15 protein-coding genes are annotated in these 18,554 nt (G+C 38.3%); 4 read left to right on the forward strand and 11 right to left on the reverse strand.

Annotation, left to right across the window (positions count from 1 at the left end; all coding sequences use genetic code 11):
* Nucleotides 1-62 precede the first annotated feature (62 nt).
* From INT39_RS00865 to INT39_RS00875, 3 genes are all read right to left on the reverse strand, one after another.
* Entirely contained in the window at nucleotides 63-1,031 is a 969-nt protein-coding gene (locus INT39_RS00865) for a threo-3-hydroxy-L-aspartate ammonia-lyase (protein WP_193015317.1), read from the reverse strand.
* Nucleotides 1,024-1,425: a RidA family protein gene (locus INT39_RS00870; protein WP_193015318.1), complete on the reverse strand. Its 402-nt coding sequence runs from the start codon at nucleotides 1,423-1,425 to the stop codon at nucleotides 1,024-1,026. The genes INT39_RS00865 and INT39_RS00870 overlap by 8 nt, the downstream gene beginning before the upstream one ends.
* A gap of 193 nt (nucleotides 1,426-1,618) precedes the next feature.
* On the reverse strand, nucleotides 1,619-3,034 hold the full coding sequence (locus tag INT39_RS00875; RefSeq protein WP_193015319.1) for an MFS transporter: 1,416 nt from the start codon (nucleotides 3,032-3,034) through the stop codon (nucleotides 1,619-1,621).
* A 93-nt stretch (nucleotides 3,035-3,127) separates the two neighbouring features.
* Here INT39_RS00875 and INT39_RS00880 point away from each other — a divergent pair, with 93 nt between their 5' ends.
* On the forward strand, nucleotides 3,128-3,778 hold the full coding sequence (locus INT39_RS00880) for a helix-turn-helix transcriptional regulator (RefSeq protein WP_193015320.1): 651 nt from the start codon (nucleotides 3,128-3,130) through the stop codon (nucleotides 3,776-3,778).
* A gap of 85 nt (nucleotides 3,779-3,863) precedes the next feature.
* On the opposite strand, the gene glgP is transcribed toward INT39_RS00880, so the two are convergent.
* The 6 genes from glgP to INT39_RS00910 all read right to left on the reverse strand — a co-directional run bounded on the left by glgP (nucleotide 3,864) and on the right by INT39_RS00910 (nucleotide 14,661).
* Nucleotides 3,864-6,314 (reverse strand): glycogen/starch/alpha-glucan family phosphorylase, encoded by a 2,451-nt coding sequence (gene glgP / locus INT39_RS00885; protein ID WP_193015321.1) that lies wholly within the window; start codon nucleotides 6,312-6,314, stop codon nucleotides 3,864-3,866.
* A 44-nt stretch (nucleotides 6,315-6,358) separates the two neighbouring features.
* Nucleotides 6,359-7,792, reverse strand: coding sequence for a glycogen synthase GlgA (gene glgA, locus INT39_RS00890; protein ID WP_193015322.1), 1,434 nt, complete (start codon nucleotides 7,790-7,792; stop codon nucleotides 6,359-6,361).
* Nucleotides 7,789-9,138, reverse strand: a complete 1,350-nt coding sequence (gene glgC / locus INT39_RS00895; RefSeq protein ID WP_193015323.1) for a glucose-1-phosphate adenylyltransferase — start codon at nucleotides 9,136-9,138, stop codon at nucleotides 7,789-7,791. The genes glgA and glgC overlap by 4 nt, the downstream gene beginning before the upstream one ends.
* A gap of 21 nt (nucleotides 9,139-9,159) precedes the next feature.
* Nucleotides 9,160-11,229, reverse strand: coding sequence for a glycogen debranching protein GlgX (gene glgX, locus INT39_RS00900; protein WP_193015324.1), 2,070 nt, complete (start codon nucleotides 11,227-11,229; stop codon nucleotides 9,160-9,162).
* A 1-nt stretch (nucleotide 11,230) separates the two neighbouring features.
* On the reverse strand, nucleotides 11,231-13,414 hold the full coding sequence (glgB, locus tag INT39_RS00905) for a 1,4-alpha-glucan branching protein GlgB (RefSeq protein ID WP_193015325.1): 2,184 nt from the start codon (nucleotides 13,412-13,414) through the stop codon (nucleotides 11,231-11,233).
* A 365-nt stretch (nucleotides 13,415-13,779) separates the two neighbouring features.
* The gene (locus INT39_RS00910) at nucleotides 13,780-14,661 is read right to left on the reverse strand and encodes a LysR substrate-binding domain-containing protein (RefSeq protein ID WP_193015326.1); all 882 of its coding nucleotides are present in this window, start codon (nucleotides 14,659-14,661) and stop codon (nucleotides 13,780-13,782) included.
* A 130-nt stretch (nucleotides 14,662-14,791) separates the two neighbouring features.
* Here INT39_RS00910 and INT39_RS00915 point away from each other — a divergent pair, with 130 nt between their 5' ends.
* Nucleotides 14,792-15,517: a sulfite exporter TauE/SafE family protein gene (locus tag INT39_RS00915; protein ID WP_193015327.1), complete on the forward strand. Its 726-nt coding sequence runs from the start codon at nucleotides 14,792-14,794 to the stop codon at nucleotides 15,515-15,517.
* A gap of 77 nt (nucleotides 15,518-15,594) precedes the next feature.
* Here INT39_RS00915 and INT39_RS00920 read toward each other — a convergent pair whose 3' ends face one another.
* The gene (locus tag INT39_RS00920; RefSeq protein ID WP_193015328.1) at nucleotides 15,595-16,206 is read right to left on the reverse strand and encodes a TetR/AcrR family transcriptional regulator; all 612 of its coding nucleotides are present in this window, start codon (nucleotides 16,204-16,206) and stop codon (nucleotides 15,595-15,597) included.
* Between the two features lie 85 nt (nucleotides 16,207-16,291).
* Between INT39_RS00920 and INT39_RS00925 the strand changes: the two genes are divergently transcribed.
* Complete coding sequence (locus INT39_RS00925; protein ID WP_193015329.1) at nucleotides 16,292-17,050, forward strand: DJ-1/PfpI family protein; 759 nt, start codon at nucleotides 16,292-16,294, stop codon at nucleotides 17,048-17,050.
* A 79-nt stretch (nucleotides 17,051-17,129) separates the two neighbouring features.
* Nucleotides 17,130-17,726, forward strand: coding sequence for a sugar O-acetyltransferase (locus INT39_RS00930; protein WP_193015330.1), 597 nt, complete (start codon nucleotides 17,130-17,132; stop codon nucleotides 17,724-17,726).
* 53 nt (nucleotides 17,727-17,779) lie between these two features.
* On the opposite strand, the gene INT39_RS00935 is transcribed toward INT39_RS00930, so the two are convergent.
* Nucleotides 17,780-18,547, reverse strand: a complete 768-nt coding sequence (locus tag INT39_RS00935) for a GNAT family N-acetyltransferase (protein WP_193015331.1) — start codon at nucleotides 18,545-18,547, stop codon at nucleotides 17,780-17,782.
* Nucleotides 18,548-18,554 lie beyond the last annotated feature (7 nt).

Here is an 18,554-nt window from a genome sequence, read left to right on the forward strand (position 1 = left end):
TAAGCAGTATAGATTTTTCTATACTGCTTTTTTATCAGAATAAACATGAAATTTAAATGTGACTATTGTGCCAATAACTGACCATATTGTGCGATATCAACATTTCCCCCACTGATAATAATACCGACTTTTTTACCTTTTAATTTATCACCTAATTGAAGAGCGGCTGCTAAACTTAAGCATCCAGTTGGTTCTACAATAATTTTCATTCGCTGGGCGTAAAACTGCATAGCCGAAATTAATTCTTCATCTGTTGCAGTTAAAATAGCGTCCACATTATTACGAATAATCTCAAAGGTGTAATTGCCTAAATGCTGAGTTTGCGCACCATCTGCAATTGTTTTTGGGGTATCAATATGGATAATTTCGCCTTTACGTAATGACTGCTGCCCATCATTACCCGCTAAAGGTTCAACGCCAAATATTTGGCAATGAGGAGATAGTGCTTTGGTTGATAATAACGAACCAGAAAGCAAACCACCGCCACCCAATGGAACAAATAACCTATCTAATTCACCCACTTCGTCAAACAGCTCTTTTGCTGCAGTGCCTTGCCCCGCAATAATATGCGGGTGATCATAAGGCGGAATAAGCGTTAGCCCTTCTTTTTGTGCCAGCTGTTGACCTATTTCTTCCCGGTCTTCTGTATAGCGGTTATAGGTAATCACCCGACCACCATAACCTTTTGTCGCGTCCATTTTTGCTTTTGGAGCATCTTCAGGCATGATAATTGTGGCAGGAATACCTAATAATTTTGCTGATAATGCAATGGCTTGAGCATGGTTTCCCGATGAAAAAGTTACAACGCCGTTTTTACGCTGTTCTGCTGTAAATTGTGATAATGCATTCATTGCACCACGAAATTTAAACGCGCCCATTCGCTGAAAATTTTCACATTTAAAATAAAATTGTGCTCCTGTTAGTTCATTCAGAGTGCGAGAAGTTAAAACAGGGGTTTTATTCAAATAAGGCAGGATCCGTTGATGAGCTTCTGCAACATCTTTATAGGTAGGAATAGGTCGCTTATTCATAAGATTGTTCCTTGATCACAACGGCTTCAATTTCAATTTTACTCCCAAAATGGAGCTCTTTTACGCCCGCGACTAATCTTGCAGGTCTATGTTCGCCAATCCATTTTGCATATAGCTCATTAACAATAGGCCATTCATTAATATTTGTGACATAAACTTTAACTTGTGCGATATCGGTTTTTTGTGCATTTATTCCGACAAGACAAGCCGCTAAATTTTCAAGAACTTGTGTGATTTGAACTTCAACGGATTTATCTGCTAAGGGCTTACCTTGTTTATCTAAAGGCAATAGCCCTGAAATAAACGACATATTATTTGCTGTCACAACATGCGAGTAATGGCCACCTGGTGGTGATAGCGCTTCAATATTTTGTTGTATAAGATGACTGATCATTATCTTTCCTATTTCGCTTAAGTTAGACGTTATGTTTATCTATTTATACATAATGTCTAATGTTAGATCAATAGTATATTTACGTTTTATATTATTATTTTTTTAATAACGTTAAATTGGATAATTAATACATAAAAAAAGAGGCGTAAAATACACCTCTAATTTTTAGAAAAATATTATTAAATATAAAGCGTTAATAAGAACGACGAGTTATTTTCCAAGCCGTGTAAATCGCGATTAACGGCGCTAACGCTAAAAATAAGAATAGGGCAGAAGCCGATGATGAAAGCCCTTCAGGTGTACCACTATTAAAACCATTTAGGTTGACTATCATACCTGCAAATGCAGAACCTAATGCAGTTGCAAATAACTGAACAGTGGTAATAGAAGCTCCTGCAATATCTTTATCTTGTTCTGAGGCGGCTTGCAGTATGCGTGTTAATAGATGAGGCCATCCAAAACCTATGCCATAACCCACTAAGAATAAAGCGAATAATATAATAGAAAGGCTAACCGCATTTTCTGATTGCAACATTGGGTTTGGAATAACAAACGCTAACGCTAATAATCCTACAAAAACAATAATAGGGCCACTTAATATGCTAAAACGCATTTTAGCCCCTTGCCAACTGGCGCTAATCACTTCAGCTACAGTCCATCCTAATGCCATTAATGCACTCATATAACCTGACGCTAAAGGCGTTTGCATATGTAAGCTTTGTAGATAATAAGGAACAAAGATCTCACATGTCATGCCAATCGCTAATAACGAAATGGTAAGGTAAAGAAGGGCATGCAAAGAAAGGCCTTTAAATGTATTCGAAGGTAATAACCGAACAGAAAGCCGTTTTTCACACAAAATAAGTACACCAATTAAGCCAAATACCACCACGATACTCAGCAAATTAATTGTGAGTGATGAAGAAAGGCTACCGGATGAAATAAGCAGTACTGCAACAGTTAAAATAATCAGTTGAAGGTAAGGTAAATTTTGTGAGGTCGATTTCGGTGTATTATTTTCCCTTTTAGGTAAGATAAACCAAAGATAAACCCCATAAAGCACCATTACAGGTAACATAATACCAAAGGCATATCGCCAAGCATCTAATTGCGCAAAAATACCACCAATGGCAGGGCCAATTAATGTCGCAACGCCCCACATACCTGAAATTAATGCCATGGCTCTAGGCCATAAAGCTTGGTCGTAAACAATATTAACCATCGCATAGGAAAGAGCAAACAATAGCCCACCGCCTAGGCCTTGAACAAAACGACCGACCAGCATCACTTCCATTTTTGGGGCAACGGCACACAGCAAACTGCCTATAAAAAAGAGTACAGTGGCTGCTAAATAAGCGCCTTTAGCGTCTAATAAACTTAATAAGCGTGCTGATAACACAGAGCCAATAATAGAGGCAGCAACAAATAACGTGGTATTCCATGCGTATAATTCCATCCCACCAATATCGGTGACAACAGAAGGCAAAATAGTGGTTGCCATTAAAATATTAATTGCATGTATCACGACACCAAAAGAAAGTGCAAATGAAATTGCTCCATTTCTCCCTGAAAAAAGATCGCGCCACTGGCTATTATTAGTTGGGATCATTAGAAAAAATATCCTTCTTTTATTGCTATTCCGACATAGCTTCGTTAAATTACCAAGATAAATCTTGGATTAATAAATACTGAGACGCTTAATATGTCAAGAAAAAACTTGGAATATAATTACCCTGCGCAACGCAGTGTAGGTGATAAAATTTTATTTTTAATTAAAAAACATGGGCCTATGCAAGCAAATGATGTAGGGCAACGTCTTGGCACCAGCAGTGAAGCGGCAAGGCAACAATTTGTAAAACTCGCTAATGCGGGATTTGTTGAAGCAATAACAGAGCCAAAGGGTGTGGGGCGACCGATTCAATATTGGCATTTAACCGAATTAGGGCAAAAACAATTTCCTGACACACATGCTGAATTGACAGCACAGATATTGCTCACGATACGTGAAGAATTAGGTGAAGGTGCAATAGAAAAAATTATTCTTGCTCGAAAAAAACAGAGCTATGAACGCTATACGCAAGCGATAAGAGATGTGGATGAACTTACTGAGCGTTTAGATATCTTAGCCACATTACGTAGCCAAGAAGGTTATATGGCACACTGGCAACAGGTCAAAGATAACGAATATCTGTTTATTGAAGATCACTGTCCAATTTGCGCAGCCGCTAAAGTATGTCAGGGCTTTTGTAATAGTGAAAAAGAGTTATTTTCTGAAACGCTAGGCGTAGAACTACAGCGTGTTGAATATATTTTAGAAGGTGCTAGACGTTGTGCCTATCGAATTAAAATTTAATGTCTATATTCCTTTTGGGAATAAAGACAAAAACCGCGCAATTAAGCGCGGTTGGTGTTCTTTCCTTAGAAATTTAGCTTAACTTTTACAATGTAATCGCAGAAGCTTTCCAAATTCTTTGCATATATTCTGTCACCGCACGATCCGCAGAAAAATAGCCCATTTGGCAGATATTTAAGGCGGATTTTTTCAGCCATGCATCTTCATCTTGATAGAGAACATCGACATTATCTTGAGTATCAACATAACTACGGAAATCGGCAAGTACCTGATAATGGTCACCAAACTCGATTAAACTATCGAAAATTGATTTGTATTTATCAGGACAATCTTGATTGAAGAAGCCGTTTGCAATTTGATTCAGTACAGTGTGTAACTCAATATCTTCATCATAGTAACGACGAGGTGAATAACGTTGTCTTAGCTCAGCAACTTCTTGTGCATTATTGCCAAAGATAAACATATTATCAAATCCAACATGTTCACCAATTTCAATATTAGCACCATCCAGTGTCCCAATGGTTAATGCGCCATTTAGGGCAAATTTCATATTACCTGTACCTGAAGCCTCTGTACCCGCTAATGATATTTGCTCTGATAAATCGGCTGCTGGAATAATATGTTGCGCTAAGCTCACACCATAATTAGGAATAAAGATAACTTTTAGCTTATCTTTAATGCGGGGATCATTATTAATCGTCATTGCAATATCATTGATAAGATTGATAATTTTCTTCGCATTATAATATGCAGATGCTGCTTTACCGCCAAAAATAAACACACGAGGTACCCAGTTTTTTTCTGGATTTTCTAAAATGCGATTATAACGAGTGATAATGCCTAACACATTGAGAAGTTGGCGTTTATATTCGTGAATACGTTTAATTTGCACATCAAACAGCGCATCTGGATTGATATCAATATTTAAATCTTGCTTAATAATTTGTGCAAGATTTTGTTTGTTCACTCTTTTTGAGCCTTTTAATTGGTGTAAAAATGCTTTATTTTTCACCAATGGCATTAATTCACCCAGTTGCTCTAAATTAGTTCGCCACTGAGTTCCAATATGGCTATCAATTACTTGAGAAAGGGATGGGTTTGCTAATGCTAACCAACGACGAGGAGTGATCCCATTGGTAATGTTGCAGAACTTCTTAGGGTAGATCATTGCAAAATCAGCGAATAAGGATTGCACCATTAATTGGCTATGTAACTCAGAAACACCATTGACTTGATGACTAATAATCACAGCCAACCATGCCATACGAACATTGCGACCATTTTCTTCATCAATAATAGAAACACGACGTAATAAATCATTGTCGTTAGGATGCTGTTCCTTAACTTGTTTTAAGAATTTATCATTGATTTGGAAAATAATTTGTAAATGACGGGGGAGTGAGCGACCAATCATATCAACAGGCCACGTTTCTAATGCTTCCCCCATTAATGTATGGTTAGTGTATGAGAAAATGCAAATCGTTTGTTCCCAAGCTTCATCCCAACTAAATCCATGATTGTCGATAAGTTGACGCATCAATTCAGGAATTGCGAGAACAGGGTGAGTATCATTAAGATGAATAGCAATAAAGTCTTTTAGATTATCAAAGCGCTGATGCAGATGATAATGACGTTGCAAGATATCTTGAATAGAGGCACTGACTAAAAAGTATTCTTGCTGTAAACGTAACATTTTACCTGATAGGGTTGAATCATCAGGGTAAAGGATCCGAGAGATATTTTCAGAGCGATCTTTCGCCTCTGTTGCCTCAAGATATTCTCCTTTATTGAATTTACCCAAGTTAAATGCACTATTCGCTTTAGCTGACCATAATCTAATGGTATCTGTTGCTTGCGTGTTATAACCAGGGACAATAGAATCATAAGGTTGAGCCATCACATTCAAGGTATCAACCCAATAGCTTTTATCGCCTTCTTGTTGCAAGCGCCCACCAAAATCCACCTCAAATTGCAGGTCATGACGAGGAAACTCCCAAGGGTTACCTTTTTCAAGCCAGTTATCTGCAATTTCGTGTTGCTCACCATTTTGGATTTGTTGGCGAAACATGCCATATTCATAACGAATACCATACCCCGTAACGGGATAACCCAAGGTGGCACACGAATCAAGGAAACATGCCGCTAAACGACCCAAACCACCATTACCTAAACCAGGATCAGGTTCAAGTTCAATTTGCTTTTCAAGATCAAGACCTAGCTCTTTTAATGCGTCTTTAACTTCATGATAAACACCTAAAGAGAGCATCGCATTGGTTAAAAAACGACCCATTAAAAATTCCATCGAAATGTAATAAACCTGTTTTACTTTCGGTGAAAGTTCTGCTTTAGTCGATTTTAACCAACGTTCAACTAAACGGTCTCTAATCGCGTAAGAGGTTGCATTTAACCAATCTGTTTCTGTGGCATATTTAGGCGAAGTACCAACGATAAACATTAGCTTGTAAACAATAGAACGCTTTAATGATTCAACATCCTTATCAGGTGATAAATAATCAAACTCACATAACTTTTTCATTATAAATCTCTTTTTGTAATCCACTGGTCAAATAGACATCATGTCTATAAACGGTGATACAACGCAGCATACGTTTTGGCCGCAGTTTCCCAACTAAAAATAGTTTGATTCATGGCATCAGTTTGAACTTGTAGCCATTGTTTCGGCATGCCCCATAAGGTAAAAGCACGATTGATTGCAAAACGCAGATCATCTGATGTTGCTTCATGGAAAACAAAGCCCGTAGCTTGGTGATGAGCTAAATTTTCTAATGAGCAATCATTTACTGTGTCGGCTAATCCACCTGTGTGTCTAACTAAAGGAAGGGCGCCATATTTCAAGCCATACAACTGAGTTAATCCACAAGGCTCAAAACGGCTTGGCACCATGATGACATCCGCGCCAGCAATAACTTGATGTGAAAAACTTTCGTCATAACCAATATGAACAGCAACATGTTGAGGATATTGTTCTTGAGCGTGTAAAAATGCACTTTCAAGATGACTGTCACCTGTGCCTAATAGAATAAATTGACCACCTTGATCAACGATATCTGGCAACACGTCAATGACTAAATCGAGTCCTTTTTGTGCTGTTAAGCGACTTACAACAGCAAAAAGAGGTGCGCTATTATTGACAGGCAGGCCGCATTTTTTCTGTAATGCCGTTTTATTTTCTAGGCGTTTATTGAGGTTTTTAACATCATAACGACGTGCAATTAAACTGTCTGCTGCAGGGTTCCAAATTGCCTCATCAACACCATTTAATATGCCACTTAATCGTTGTTCTTCAGCACGTTGACGCAATAACCCCTCAATTCCATAGCCAAATTCATGCGTTGTGATCTCTTTGGCATACGTTGGGCTGACTGTCGTAATGTGATTTGCATAAAATAGACCGGCTTTTAAGAACGACATTTGCCCATAATATTCCAATCCATTAATTGAAAAACAGTAATCAGGTAATTCAAGTTGATGAAGATGATAAGGAGAAAACTCGCCTTTATAAGCTAAATTATGAACAGTAAAGACAGATTTAGCCGAGTAATGTTTCACAGCTAAATAAGCACAAGCAAGTCCTGCATGCCAATCATGAGCATGAACAATATCTGCACGCCATAAAGGATCTAACCCTGCAGATAATTCGCTAGCAACCCAACCTAATAGTGCAAAACGAAAAACATTATCACTATAAGCATGTTGGTATTCATCATGATAAGGACTGCCTGTACGCTGATAAAGATGTGGGGCATCAATCAGATAAATATCAATACCTTGATATTGACCATAAAGTAGAGAGATATTGCCAGCAAAAGTATCAATATTGGTGACTAATTTTAGTGAGTCAATATTGTCTTTAATCGCAGGAAACGCGGGTATAACAACCCGCGCATCTAAACCTATTTTTTTCTGAGCTAAAGGTAAAGATCCCATAACATCAGCTAATCCCCCTGTTTTCAGCAGAGGGAATAATTCCGAACAGCAGTGGAGAACATTCACGAAAAGGCCTCCTCACTTTGAGGTTTTGGCTCTGTCTTTGTTTCAGTAGGATTTTCTTTTTCTTGACGTGTTAATTGCTCAAGCATTTCTCTTGTGACCAGCACAATGCCTTCTTCTGTACGATGGAAGCGAGCGGCATCGTCTTCTGCATTCATGCCAATCACCGTACCTTCAGGAATAGTACAGCTACGCTCAACAATACAGCGTTTTAAGTAACAGTGATGGCTAACAGTTACATCCGGTAAAATGACCGAATCTTCAATATGGCAGAACGATTCAACACGAACCAGAGGGAATAAAATAGAAGAATAGAGCGTTGACCCATTGATAATACAGCCATCTGCAATCAACGAGTTCATCATTTGCCCGTGCTCACCATGGTTATCTTGTACAAATTTTGCAGGGGGAAGCGGAGTCATAAAGGTACGGATTGGCCAATCTTTCGCATACATATCCAGCTCAGGTGTCACAGACGCTAAATCTAAGTTTGCCGCCCAATACGCTTCAATGGTTCCTACATCACGCCAGTATGGCGGTACAGAAGGATCAGAACTCACACAAGAAAGCTCAAATGGGTGAGCTAATACATCACCGCGCTCTGTGATTTTAGGAATAATATCTTGGCCAAAATCGTGATGAGAATTAGGGTCACGGCTATCTTCTTCTAATAGATCAAAAAGATAATCTCTATCGACCACATAAATTCCCATGCTGGCTAATGAGTGATCAGGATCATCAGGAATACACGGTGGATTTGATGGTTTTTCTAAGAAATGAAGGACTCGGCGATTTTCATCAATGTCCATAATCCCAAATTGGAAGGCATCTTCTTTAGGAACACGAATACAAGCAACGGTGAATTTTGATTTGTTTTCAACGTGATCAAGTAACAAGCGAGCATAGTTCATTTTATAGATATGGTCACCGGCTAAAATCACCACGTATTTGGCTTTATAACTACGAAGAATATCAAGGTTCTGATATATCGCATCAGCCGTACCCATATACCAATGTTCCGTATTGCGGCGTTGTTGAGCAGGCAGTAAGTCAACAAATTCATTCATATCTTCGTTAAAGAATGACCAGCCACGTTGGATATGCTGAACTAAAGAGTGTGATTGATATTGGGTAATTACACCAATACGACGGATCCCAGAGTTAATACAGTTTGATAGCGTAAAGTCGATAATTCGAAATTTTCCGCCAAAGAAAACCGCCGGTTTTGCACGTTTTGCCGTCAATGCTTTTAAGCGTGTACCACGACCTCCCGCTAAAACGAGTGCAATTGCCTCTTTAGGAAGTTGTTGTGCCAACATTAATTTTTGGCCTTGTTCTGTTGTCATCATAGTTATAGCACTCCAATCAAATTACTTAACTTGGGAGGAAATATTGGGTAATTTTTCAGTAGAAGACTGAGTATAAAAAACGCTATTTCGCCAAAGGATGATACTGTTAGGTTGTACTTCACAATGTTGAGATTGTGTTGGGTGACAATGAGGCCAGCTAGCTGTATCAAGCAAGCAAGACCACGACCCTTGAGGTAAAGAAAAAACAGCACTGTTTCTTAACGGATTAATCATTAAGATCCATTGTTGTGCTAAAAGAAGTTGTAATGGTGAGGGCGGAAGTTGCTGCCAATCTTCATGACTCATAGTTTGAGCATTCTGATTAAGCCAAATAACATTTTGGCTATCTTCTTCCCACCATTTAAGCGAACTTAAAGGTGTAATTTGGTGACGTAATTCAATAAGGTGGCGAATGTAATCAGTTAAGTCATAAGGTTGTTGAAACCATTTAATCCAACTGACTTTATTATCCTGACAATAAGCGTTGTTATTACCATATTGCGTATTACCCACTTCATCACCGGCGAGTAAATGAGGTGTTCCTCTTGAAAGCAGTAAGGTTGCCAGCATATTTCGAGTCGCAAGCAATCTGTGTTGGCTTATTTTTTCGTTAACAATCAAACCTTCTTCACCAAAATTGACACTGTAATTGGTGTTATGCCCATCTAAGTTTGATTCTCCATTCTCCTCGTTATGTTTATGCTGATAACTCACTAAATCCCGCAGTGTAAAGCCATCATGGCTGGTTATCATATTGATACTTGAATAGGGGGGTCTGCCATTTTTATGGTACAGCTTTGCAGAGCCTGTAATATGGTCTGTAAATGCCGCAATAGAGACATCACGCCATAACCAAAAGCGACGCATAACATCGCGATAACCATCATTCCATTCTGTAAATGGCACAGGGAAGTTACCGACTTGATAGCCATCAGAACCTAAATCCCAAGGCTCGGCGATAAGCTTAATACGTGAAAGAAGGGGATCTTGACGAATGGCTGTTAGTAATGGGGATTGTGTCTCAAAATAAGGAACTCGACCAAGGCTTGTTGCTAGATCAAAACGAAAACCATCGATATGAAATTCGATAACCCAATAGCGTAGACAATCCATTACCCATTGAACCGTTTCTGGGCGACTTAAATTAAGCGTATTGCCACATCCTGTCCAATTTTGGGCTTTATTTTCATCGTTTAACCAATAATAACTTTTATTATCAATACCACGTTGAGAAACAATATAACCTTCAAATTGATCACTTAATTCCGCAGTGTGGTTAAAAACCACATCTAAAATCACTTCAATATTGGCTTTATGTAGACACCTTACTGCTTCTCGGAATTCATCCATAATATTCCGACCGGTATTGGAATAATATTGTGTTGATAAAGCAAAAGGCGCTAATACGTTATAACCCCAATAATTTTTTAATCCGATTTTATGAAGATGAGGCTCTGTTAAATGATATTGAACAGGCAATAATTCTAATGCTGTAATTCCCAATTTTTTTAAATGTGAAATAAAAGCAGGATGACCTAATGCAGCATACGTGCCCGCAATTTTTTCAGGTATTTCAGGGTGAAGTTTTGTGAGTCCTTTAACATGCCCTTCATAAATAATCGTTTCTGACCAAGGCGTATTTAAACGTTGATAAGTCCCTTTTTCTTTATAAGAGAGACAAAAGCATCTACTGTCATCGATAATAACCGCTTTAGGTGTTATGGCACTGTCATCATGTTCTAATGCGTTAAAAACCGGCGATGTATAAGGTAATGTGTTATCAACAATACCCGTCACTTGTTTTGCGTAAGGATCTAACAATAGTTGTTGTGGTTGATAGAACAATCCTTGTTCTGGGTTCCATTCGCCTTCTACACGATAACCATAATGCAAACCCGGCCCTGCACCGGGTAAGTATCCATGCCAAATAGAGCCGGTTTTTCCAGGTAACGGATAGCGGATTTCTTTGCCTGCTTTATCAAATAGGCAAAGAACGACTTTAGTGGCATTCTCACTAAATAACGTAAAATTAACACCATAACCGTCATAATGACTGCCCATAGGAAAAGGGCGACCATAATCTAAAGACATATTAATCCTTCAATCTTAAATACATCGTCGCAAGTGGTGGCAGCGTCAGTGACAATGAATGAGGCTTACCATTAAATACATTTGCGGTTGTTGCTATTTCACCTAAATTTCCCACATTACTTCCGTTGTAAAATTCAGAATCACTGTTTAGAACTTCCTGATATGCTCCTGCTTTATTAACGCCGACCACATAATTGTGGTGAACCACTGGGGTAAAATTGCTGATAACAATAATTTCATTGCCTTGTGCATCTTTACGGCAAAAAGCAAAGACAGAATTGTCATGATCATCAACGGTTAACCATTCAAAGCCTTCACGTTCGAAATCACATTCATAAAGCGGTGGATGAGCTTGATAAGAAAGATTTAGGTCACGTACAAAGTGTTGAACACCTTGATGTGGGCTATTGGGCGTTTCAAGAAGATGCCAATCTAAGCTATTGTCGTGGTTCCATTCACGCCATTGTGCAAACTCACATCCCATAAACAGCAGCTTTTTACCGGGGTAAGCCCACATAAAGCCTAAATAGGCACGTAAATTAGCAAATTTTTGCCAATCATCTCCTACCATTCGGCCAATTAATGACCCTTTGCCATGAACAAACTCATCATGTGAAAGAGGAAGAACAAAATTTTCGTTATAGGCATAGAGCATGCCAAAGGTCATTTGATTATGGTGGAATTTACGATAGATAGGATCACGTTGCATATACGCTAATGTGTCGTGCATCCAGCCCATATTCCATTTGTAATTAAAACCTAATCCACCATCATCAGGAGGCAACGTTACACCTGGAAAATCAGTAGACTCTTCGGCTATTGTGATAACACCTGGACAAGTAGTACCTAATAATTTATTCGTATGACGAATGAAATCAATCGCTTCTAAATTCTCACGGCCCCCGTGTTTATTGGGGATCCATTCGCCTTCTTTTCGGCTATAGTCACGATAAAGCATTGAAGCAACAGCATCAACGCGGAAACCATCAAGTGCAAAATGCTCATGCCAATACAATAAATTACCAGAAAGATAATTGAGTACTTCATTACGACCATAGTTATAAATCAAGGTATTCCAATCGGGGTGAAAGCCTTCACGCCTATCGGCATATTCGTAGAGAGAAGTCCCATCAAAATTGCGTAAACCATAATCATCTTCAGGAAAATGGCCAGGAACCCAATCTAAAATAACCTTGATTTCAGCCTGATGGGCGGCTTCAATAAAGTCGCGAAAGTCCATCGGTGAGCCAAAGCGACGAGTCGGAGAATATAACCCCAAAGGTTGATATCCCCATGAGCCATCGAAAGGGTGTTCATTAATAGGTAGTAGTTCTATATGCGTAAAACCCATCTCTTTAACATAGGGAATTAACTGTTCCGCTAATTCTCGATAACTTAGCCAACTGTTATCATCGGTATGACGACGCCATGAACCTAAATGCACTTCATAAATAGCAATAGGCGCATTTCGCTGATTCGCTTGCTGTCGCGATAATGGCATTGGTTTAATGGGAGGTAATGTATTGATGATGGATGCAGTTTCAGGTCGTATTTGTGTTTCAAAAGCATAAGGGTCTGCTTTTAATCGACGATCGCCATTAGCATCCAGAATAGAATATTTATAACAATCACCAAGATGTGCCTGTGGAATAAAAAGCTCCCAAATTCCACTTTCACGACGTAATCGCATCGGGAAGCGCCGTTCATCCCAGAAAGAAAAATCACCCACAACACTGACACTTTGCGCATTTGGTGCCCATACAGCAAAGGTAATTCCCTCTATATCCCCCAGTTTTGCAGGGTGTGCACCTAAACATTGATAAGGACGGGAATGATGACCTTGAGCTAAAAGCCAAATGTCCATTTCTTGCAGTAAAATGCCGAATTGATAAGGATCGTCAACAACGCCTTGTGCATTTTCCCAAGTCACATCTAAACAGTAACTAAAACGACGTTTACGTCGAGGGATAACACCACAGAAAAAACCACTTGGATGTTTACGCTCTAATGTCGCCACATTTCGGCCATTTTTTCTATCAATGACACTGACTGCGACTGCATCAGGTAAAAATGCACGGACTTCTAATCCTGCTGATGTTTCATGCATTCCAAGCAGTGCAAAAGGATCTGATTCATATCCATTAATTAGTTTTTCTATTGCTTTTTTCGTCACAGCTACAGACATCTTATCGTCCTTCGTTGCCAGCAAATAAATTAGTAAATTTTATATATAGATATCAGCATAGAACGTTAATTTAAGTTAAACAATAAGTGTTTATAACAGATTATTTAAAAGATAAATAATTAATATAGGTTAATATACCTATTTTCTGTTTTTATGATATTGAATCAAAAGCTATTTGTGGGTGCAGGCAGATGAAGATCACGAAATATAAAAACAGCACGAATAGCGTTTTTACTTACTCGTAAAAAGAAGAGTAACATTAGATAATTTTAATAAAACGTATAAGATTTAGTTTTAAAAAGTATAAGCAATAGGAGTAAAATCGCCATTATTATGAAAAATAATCACTTTTTTCATTAGTAAAATTAACTTTTTTGTTGAATAAGCCACTGTTCAAAATCGAGATGTGTTTTGGTTTTTTGTACACCCAGAGGTGTTAAGGCGTAATAATGAAGAGGCGCAATTTGAATATCAGGAAAGAGGATTTTTAAAGTGCCGTTATTAATTTCATTCGATAAAATTGAAATTGGACCAATACCGACACCTAATCCTTCAATAATGGCTTGAAGAGAAATATGAAAGTGATCAAAGCGATAGTGACGTAAAAATGAGCGTTGAGTGTTGAGCTGAGCCGCAATTAACCATTGTTGCCAATGACCGGGACGGGTAAGGGTATCAATAACGGGGCAATCAAAAACATCCTCAAATTTAGTGACGCTGTAACGATTTAATAACTTTTCAGAGGCAATTAGACAATGAATATCCTCTAAGAAAGCAATAGAGGAATACTCTTGTTGCTGTGGTTGAGGGCGAATAATTAAATCATCATGGCTGATTAAATGAAATCGCTCGCTATTTGCAGAAGCAATTTGAATATTGGCATTCGGATAGTGAAGATAAAAATCCTCCATTCTTGGAATAAGCCATTTTAAACATAGCGTTGTTGGAACACTGATATTTAAAATATCGTTTTTTCCCCCATTACCATAACGAAATCCAATATCATTGAGTTTATCAAATACGCCACTTAATTCTTGCGCCAATGTTAATGCGTAAGGAGTGGGTACACGACGTAAACCTTGCTTATTAAACAGTGTGACACCAAACCATTTTTCAATTACTTGAATATGACGACTAATTGCACCATGGGTGACACACAGTGTTTGCGCAGCTTCGGTGTAACTTTGGCTATGACAAGCGACTAAGAAAGCACGTAATGAAGGCAAGGGAGGAAGGTTTCTTATCATAATTTTCTCGTCATAGATTAGGCGGGCTTTCTGATTAAAACTCACAATACTGTGACATTTTATCACAGGTAAAAATAAAGAAGGCAGGTATGATACAGCGTCTTTAACATATTGAACTTAAAGGATGATAATGAGCTTTATCGCAGTCATTTTATTAGCCGTATTTTCAGGGGTGATAAGCGGAGTGGTCGGAACGGGATCTTCTATTTTACTTATTCCTGCTCTTACATATGTTTTTGGTGCAAAAGAAGCTGTACCCATTATGGCACTTGCTTCTGTGATGGGAAATTTATCTCGCATTTATTTATGGCGTCATAGTATACATTTTAAGCCACTATTTTATTACCTGTTACCAGGTATTCCTGCCGTTGTTTTAGGGGCCAATACACTATGGATAATGCCTGAAACATGGCTCAATGTTGGCATGGGTTTATTCTTTATTTTAATGATCCCAGTGATTCATTTATTACGTCAGTATCAAATTAAAATGAAAACTTACCAAGTTGTTATTGCGGGTGCTGTTATCGGCTATTTAACAGGCGTTGTTTTTTCAACAGGACCACTTACTATTCCTATATTTTCTGCATATGGTTTGACATTAGGGCCATTGCTTGCCACAGAAGCGGCCGCCTCATTTGTTATCTATCTGACTAAAGCGCTAACATTTAGCCAATTAGGCGCTATCAATAGCTTCATTTTAGTCAGTGGTGCGCTTGTTGGTTGCGGTTTAACGGTTGGAAATTACTTAGGCAAAAAGTTGGTATTAAAGCTAACGCCCAAATTATTTCAATGGCTGTTAGATACAATGTTACTTTTTGCAGGCGGTTCACTGCTGATTAATGGCGTTATTGCCTAATTAAAAGCTTAATTGCTGTGTTAATCACCTTTATTCATGGAGTAAGACGGTTAAATTAATTGCCATTACTTATCCTCTCAATCAGGTAAATAAGGCATTAATAACATTCGTGAAATATCGGCTAATGGCAGTAATTCATCCACGGTGGCGCCCGATCTGGCTCTTAATGAAAGAGAATGCAAAAGTGCCACTATACCTAATGCAACAACACGAATATCGACTTCCTTTTTTAATTCACCTGCGCTTAATGCTTCTTGCAAGGCATCAATAACTTGTTGTGTTTGTGCCTCAATAACCTGATTAAGCAAGGTTTTTATTGTAGGGTCTGCAATTTCAGTCACTGCTGTTGAAAGCACCATACATCCTGTTAACCCTTCCTTATCCGTATAAAAATGAATAGCTGAAACCAAATAGCGCTTCACCCTTTTTATAATTGTATCTTGGGGAGATTGCTTTTCTAATTCATGACGATAGCGAGTTGAAGCAATTTGATTAAAACGCTCAATTGCTTTTTCATATAATGCCGCTTTGTTACCAAAGGCGGCATAAAGGCTTGGCTTATTCATTTGAGTTTCGATGACTAAATCATCCATTGATGTTGCTGTAAATCCTTTTCGCCAAAATAATGCCATTACTTTTTCAAGTGCAGTATCGCTATCATAACGACGAGGGCGGCCTTTCTTTTGCATTTTGTACCAATTAGTAAGAAATTTGTTTACTCAGTATAAAACAAATGTCATTATTTTACTAACCAGTACAAAATAGGAAAATAAAATGAATCACAATGAAATGCTGTATGGAAAAAATATGCCTTCCATCATTAAGCTTGTTGAAGAGGGCCGAAAACAGCAACCTAAACCCTTAAAAATCGGTATTTTTGTCTGCCCTGGTTTTATGCCCATGGATATTAATGGCGCTCAATCAGTATTCACCATTGCAAGTGCAGAAATCTATTTTATTTGGAAAAAGAAAGAATTAGTTGAAGGTTATATTGGTTGGCCAACAATGCCGACTATGACTTTTGATGAGTGCCCTGACGATCTTGATGTATTAGTTGTAGGAATGGTGCCACCAGAAATAGTGGAAGATGAAGAGACTCTGGCATTCTTTGCTAGAATGGGCAATAAAACCCGTTATGTAATTGGTACTTGCTATGGATCATTAGTTTTAGGTGCGGCAGGTTTATTAAAAGGCAAAAGGGCAACCAGTAATTCGAATGTTGTTCCTATGTTACCTGATATGGGAGCCATAGCCGTAGGTGGAAGCGATGTAGTGATTGATGGCAATATTTATACTTCAGGGCCAGCAACTGGCTCTTTTGATGCCTCGTTATTAGTATTAGCGCAATTGTTAGGAACACCTTTTGCACAATTAGTTGAATTAGCAATTGAATATGATCCTCGTCCACCTTTTGGGACAGGCTCGCCAAGGCTAGCGGGTCCTGAAATGACAGCCATTTCACAAAGTTTGACCGCGAATTTAAATGCTCAATTTCATCAAGCTGCACTTAATGGCTATAAAAAGAGCCGTTAATCTAGAGTAATTAACGTTAGAATGGGGAAATAAATTAAAGTTTATCTAAACTGTTTTATTTCAAATTCGGAGAATTACAATGACAGAATACGAAAAAATGGTATCAGGCCATCTTTACCATGCCAGTAAAGATGATAGTTTAGAGCCACTTAGAGTAAAAGCGCGCGAAATTATTTATGATTTCAATATGACGCGTCCCTCTGAAATTGAAAAAAGAAAAGGCTATTTAAAACAGCTTTTAGGAAAAACAGGTGATAACTTCACAATTGAACCCCCATTTCATTGTGATTACGGCGAATTAATAGAAATTGGTGAGGCATTTTACGCTAATTTTAATTTAACTATTTTAGATTGTGCTTCTGTCAAAATAGGTCACCATGTGATGTGTGCGCCTAATGTGAGTATTTTAGCAGCAACACATCCTATTGATCCTGAAATACGGAGCAGTGAACTTGAATATGCATTACCCATTACAATTGGTAATTATGTTTGGCTTGGCGCAGGTTGTTTAGTTTTGCCTGGCGTAACAATCGGCGATAATTGCGTAATTGGTGCGGGCAGTGTCGTAACGAAGTCTATTCCAGCTAATTCTGTTGCAGTGGGTAATCCTTGTCGCGTGATAAGACAAGTTAGTGAAAAAGATAAAATAGAGGCTGAAAAAAGGCTTAGTGCTTAAATAGGTTTAAGCTGGGCTCAATAAATTAAAATAAATTGAGCCCAGCTATATGATTATTCTTTAATGAAACTGAGATAATTATAGAGTGATTTAAACCCAAATTTTCGGTACAGCGCTAAACCGTCCGCAGAGGCATCTAAGAAACAACGCTCTACGCCTTGCTCGCGGCAAAACTCTAAAACATGTTTAATCAAATGAGTCGCATAGCCATTACCCTGATAAGCGACATCTGTCCCAATATCATCAAAACGCGCTAAATTTTCATGCAACGTTAACGTTAATGAAGAGACGGGTTGATTTTCAACTAATAAAGCGTAATGAAAAATAGTTGCACCATTATCTAATGCTTTTTGGTGATAACGAATATATTCATTAACAATCGTATCATCACTGTCATCCCCTACAGGGAACGCCGTTTTTAATGGGTGAGCCCATTGCTCGAGGTTATGATTAGTTAAAATAATATCGCAAGGGTTATTTCTATAAGGGGGATACACGGCTTCTGATAATGTCAGATACATTGCTGTTGTCATACCATCACCGGTATAACCTGCATTTTTTATGATCTCTTCAAATTCAGGTAATAAAGATTCAGGTAAAACTAAAATATGGCCTTTTTTCTGTGAGGAGAAAAGGGTACTTGCTTGCTGGAACGAGCCTTCTGTTGCGCCTTGACGTAAATAAATGAAGTTAAAAATAGGCGCATCCATTGGTGTCATAAAGCAGTGTGTATGATCACCAATACGAATATTATTTTCGCAAATTTCTGACCAAAAGGCTTTTTCTACTATTTTAAATTCTTTATACAGTTGTGCATCCATAATGGTT

It is taken from the genome of Pseudomonas sp. FME51 (genome assembly GCF_014897305.1).

Bases quoted from the DNA above. Each gene is read 5' to 3' on its own strand.
- INT39_RS00925 (WP_193015329.1), top strand. From the start codon at position 16,292: ATGAATCACAATGAAATGCTGTATGGAAAAAATATGCCTTCCATCATT.
- INT39_RS00865 (WP_193015317.1), bottom strand. From the start codon at position 1,031: ATGAATAAGCGACCTATTCCTACCTATAAAGATGTTGCAGAAGCTCAT.
- INT39_RS00875 (WP_193015319.1), bottom strand. From the start codon at position 3,034: ATGATCCCAACTAATAATAGCCAGTGGCGCGATCTTTTTTCAGGGAGA.
- INT39_RS00870 (WP_193015318.1), bottom strand. From the start codon at position 1,425: ATGATCAGTCATCTTATACAACAAAATATTGAAGCGCTATCACCACCA.
- glgB (WP_193015325.1), bottom strand. From the start codon at position 13,414: ATGTCTGTAGCTGTGACGAAAAAAGCAATAGAAAAACTAATTAATGGA.
- glgP (WP_193015321.1), bottom strand. From the start codon at position 6,314: ATGAAAAAGTTATGTGAGTTTGATTATTTATCACCTGATAAGGATGTT.
- INT39_RS00910 (WP_193015326.1), bottom strand. From the start codon at position 14,661: ATGATAAGAAACCTTCCTCCCTTGCCTTCATTACGTGCTTTCTTAGTC.
- INT39_RS00935 (WP_193015331.1), bottom strand. From the start codon at position 18,547: ATGGATGCACAACTGTATAAAGAATTTAAAATAGTAGAAAAAGCCTTT.
- glgC (WP_193015323.1), bottom strand. From the start codon at position 9,138: ATGATGACAACAGAACAAGGCCAAAAATTAATGTTGGCACAACAACTT.
- INT39_RS00880 (WP_193015320.1), top strand. From the start codon at position 3,128: ATGTCAAGAAAAAACTTGGAATATAATTACCCTGCGCAACGCAGTGTA.
- glgX (WP_193015324.1), bottom strand. From the start codon at position 11,229: ATGTCTTTAGATTATGGTCGCCCTTTTCCTATGGGCAGTCATTATGAC.
- INT39_RS00920 (WP_193015328.1), bottom strand. From the start codon at position 16,206: ATGCAAAAGAAAGGCCGCCCTCGTCGTTATGATAGCGATACTGCACTT.
- INT39_RS00930 (WP_193015330.1), top strand. From the start codon at position 17,130: ATGACAGAATACGAAAAAATGGTATCAGGCCATCTTTACCATGCCAGT.
- INT39_RS00915 (WP_193015327.1), top strand. From the start codon at position 14,792: ATGAGCTTTATCGCAGTCATTTTATTAGCCGTATTTTCAGGGGTGATA.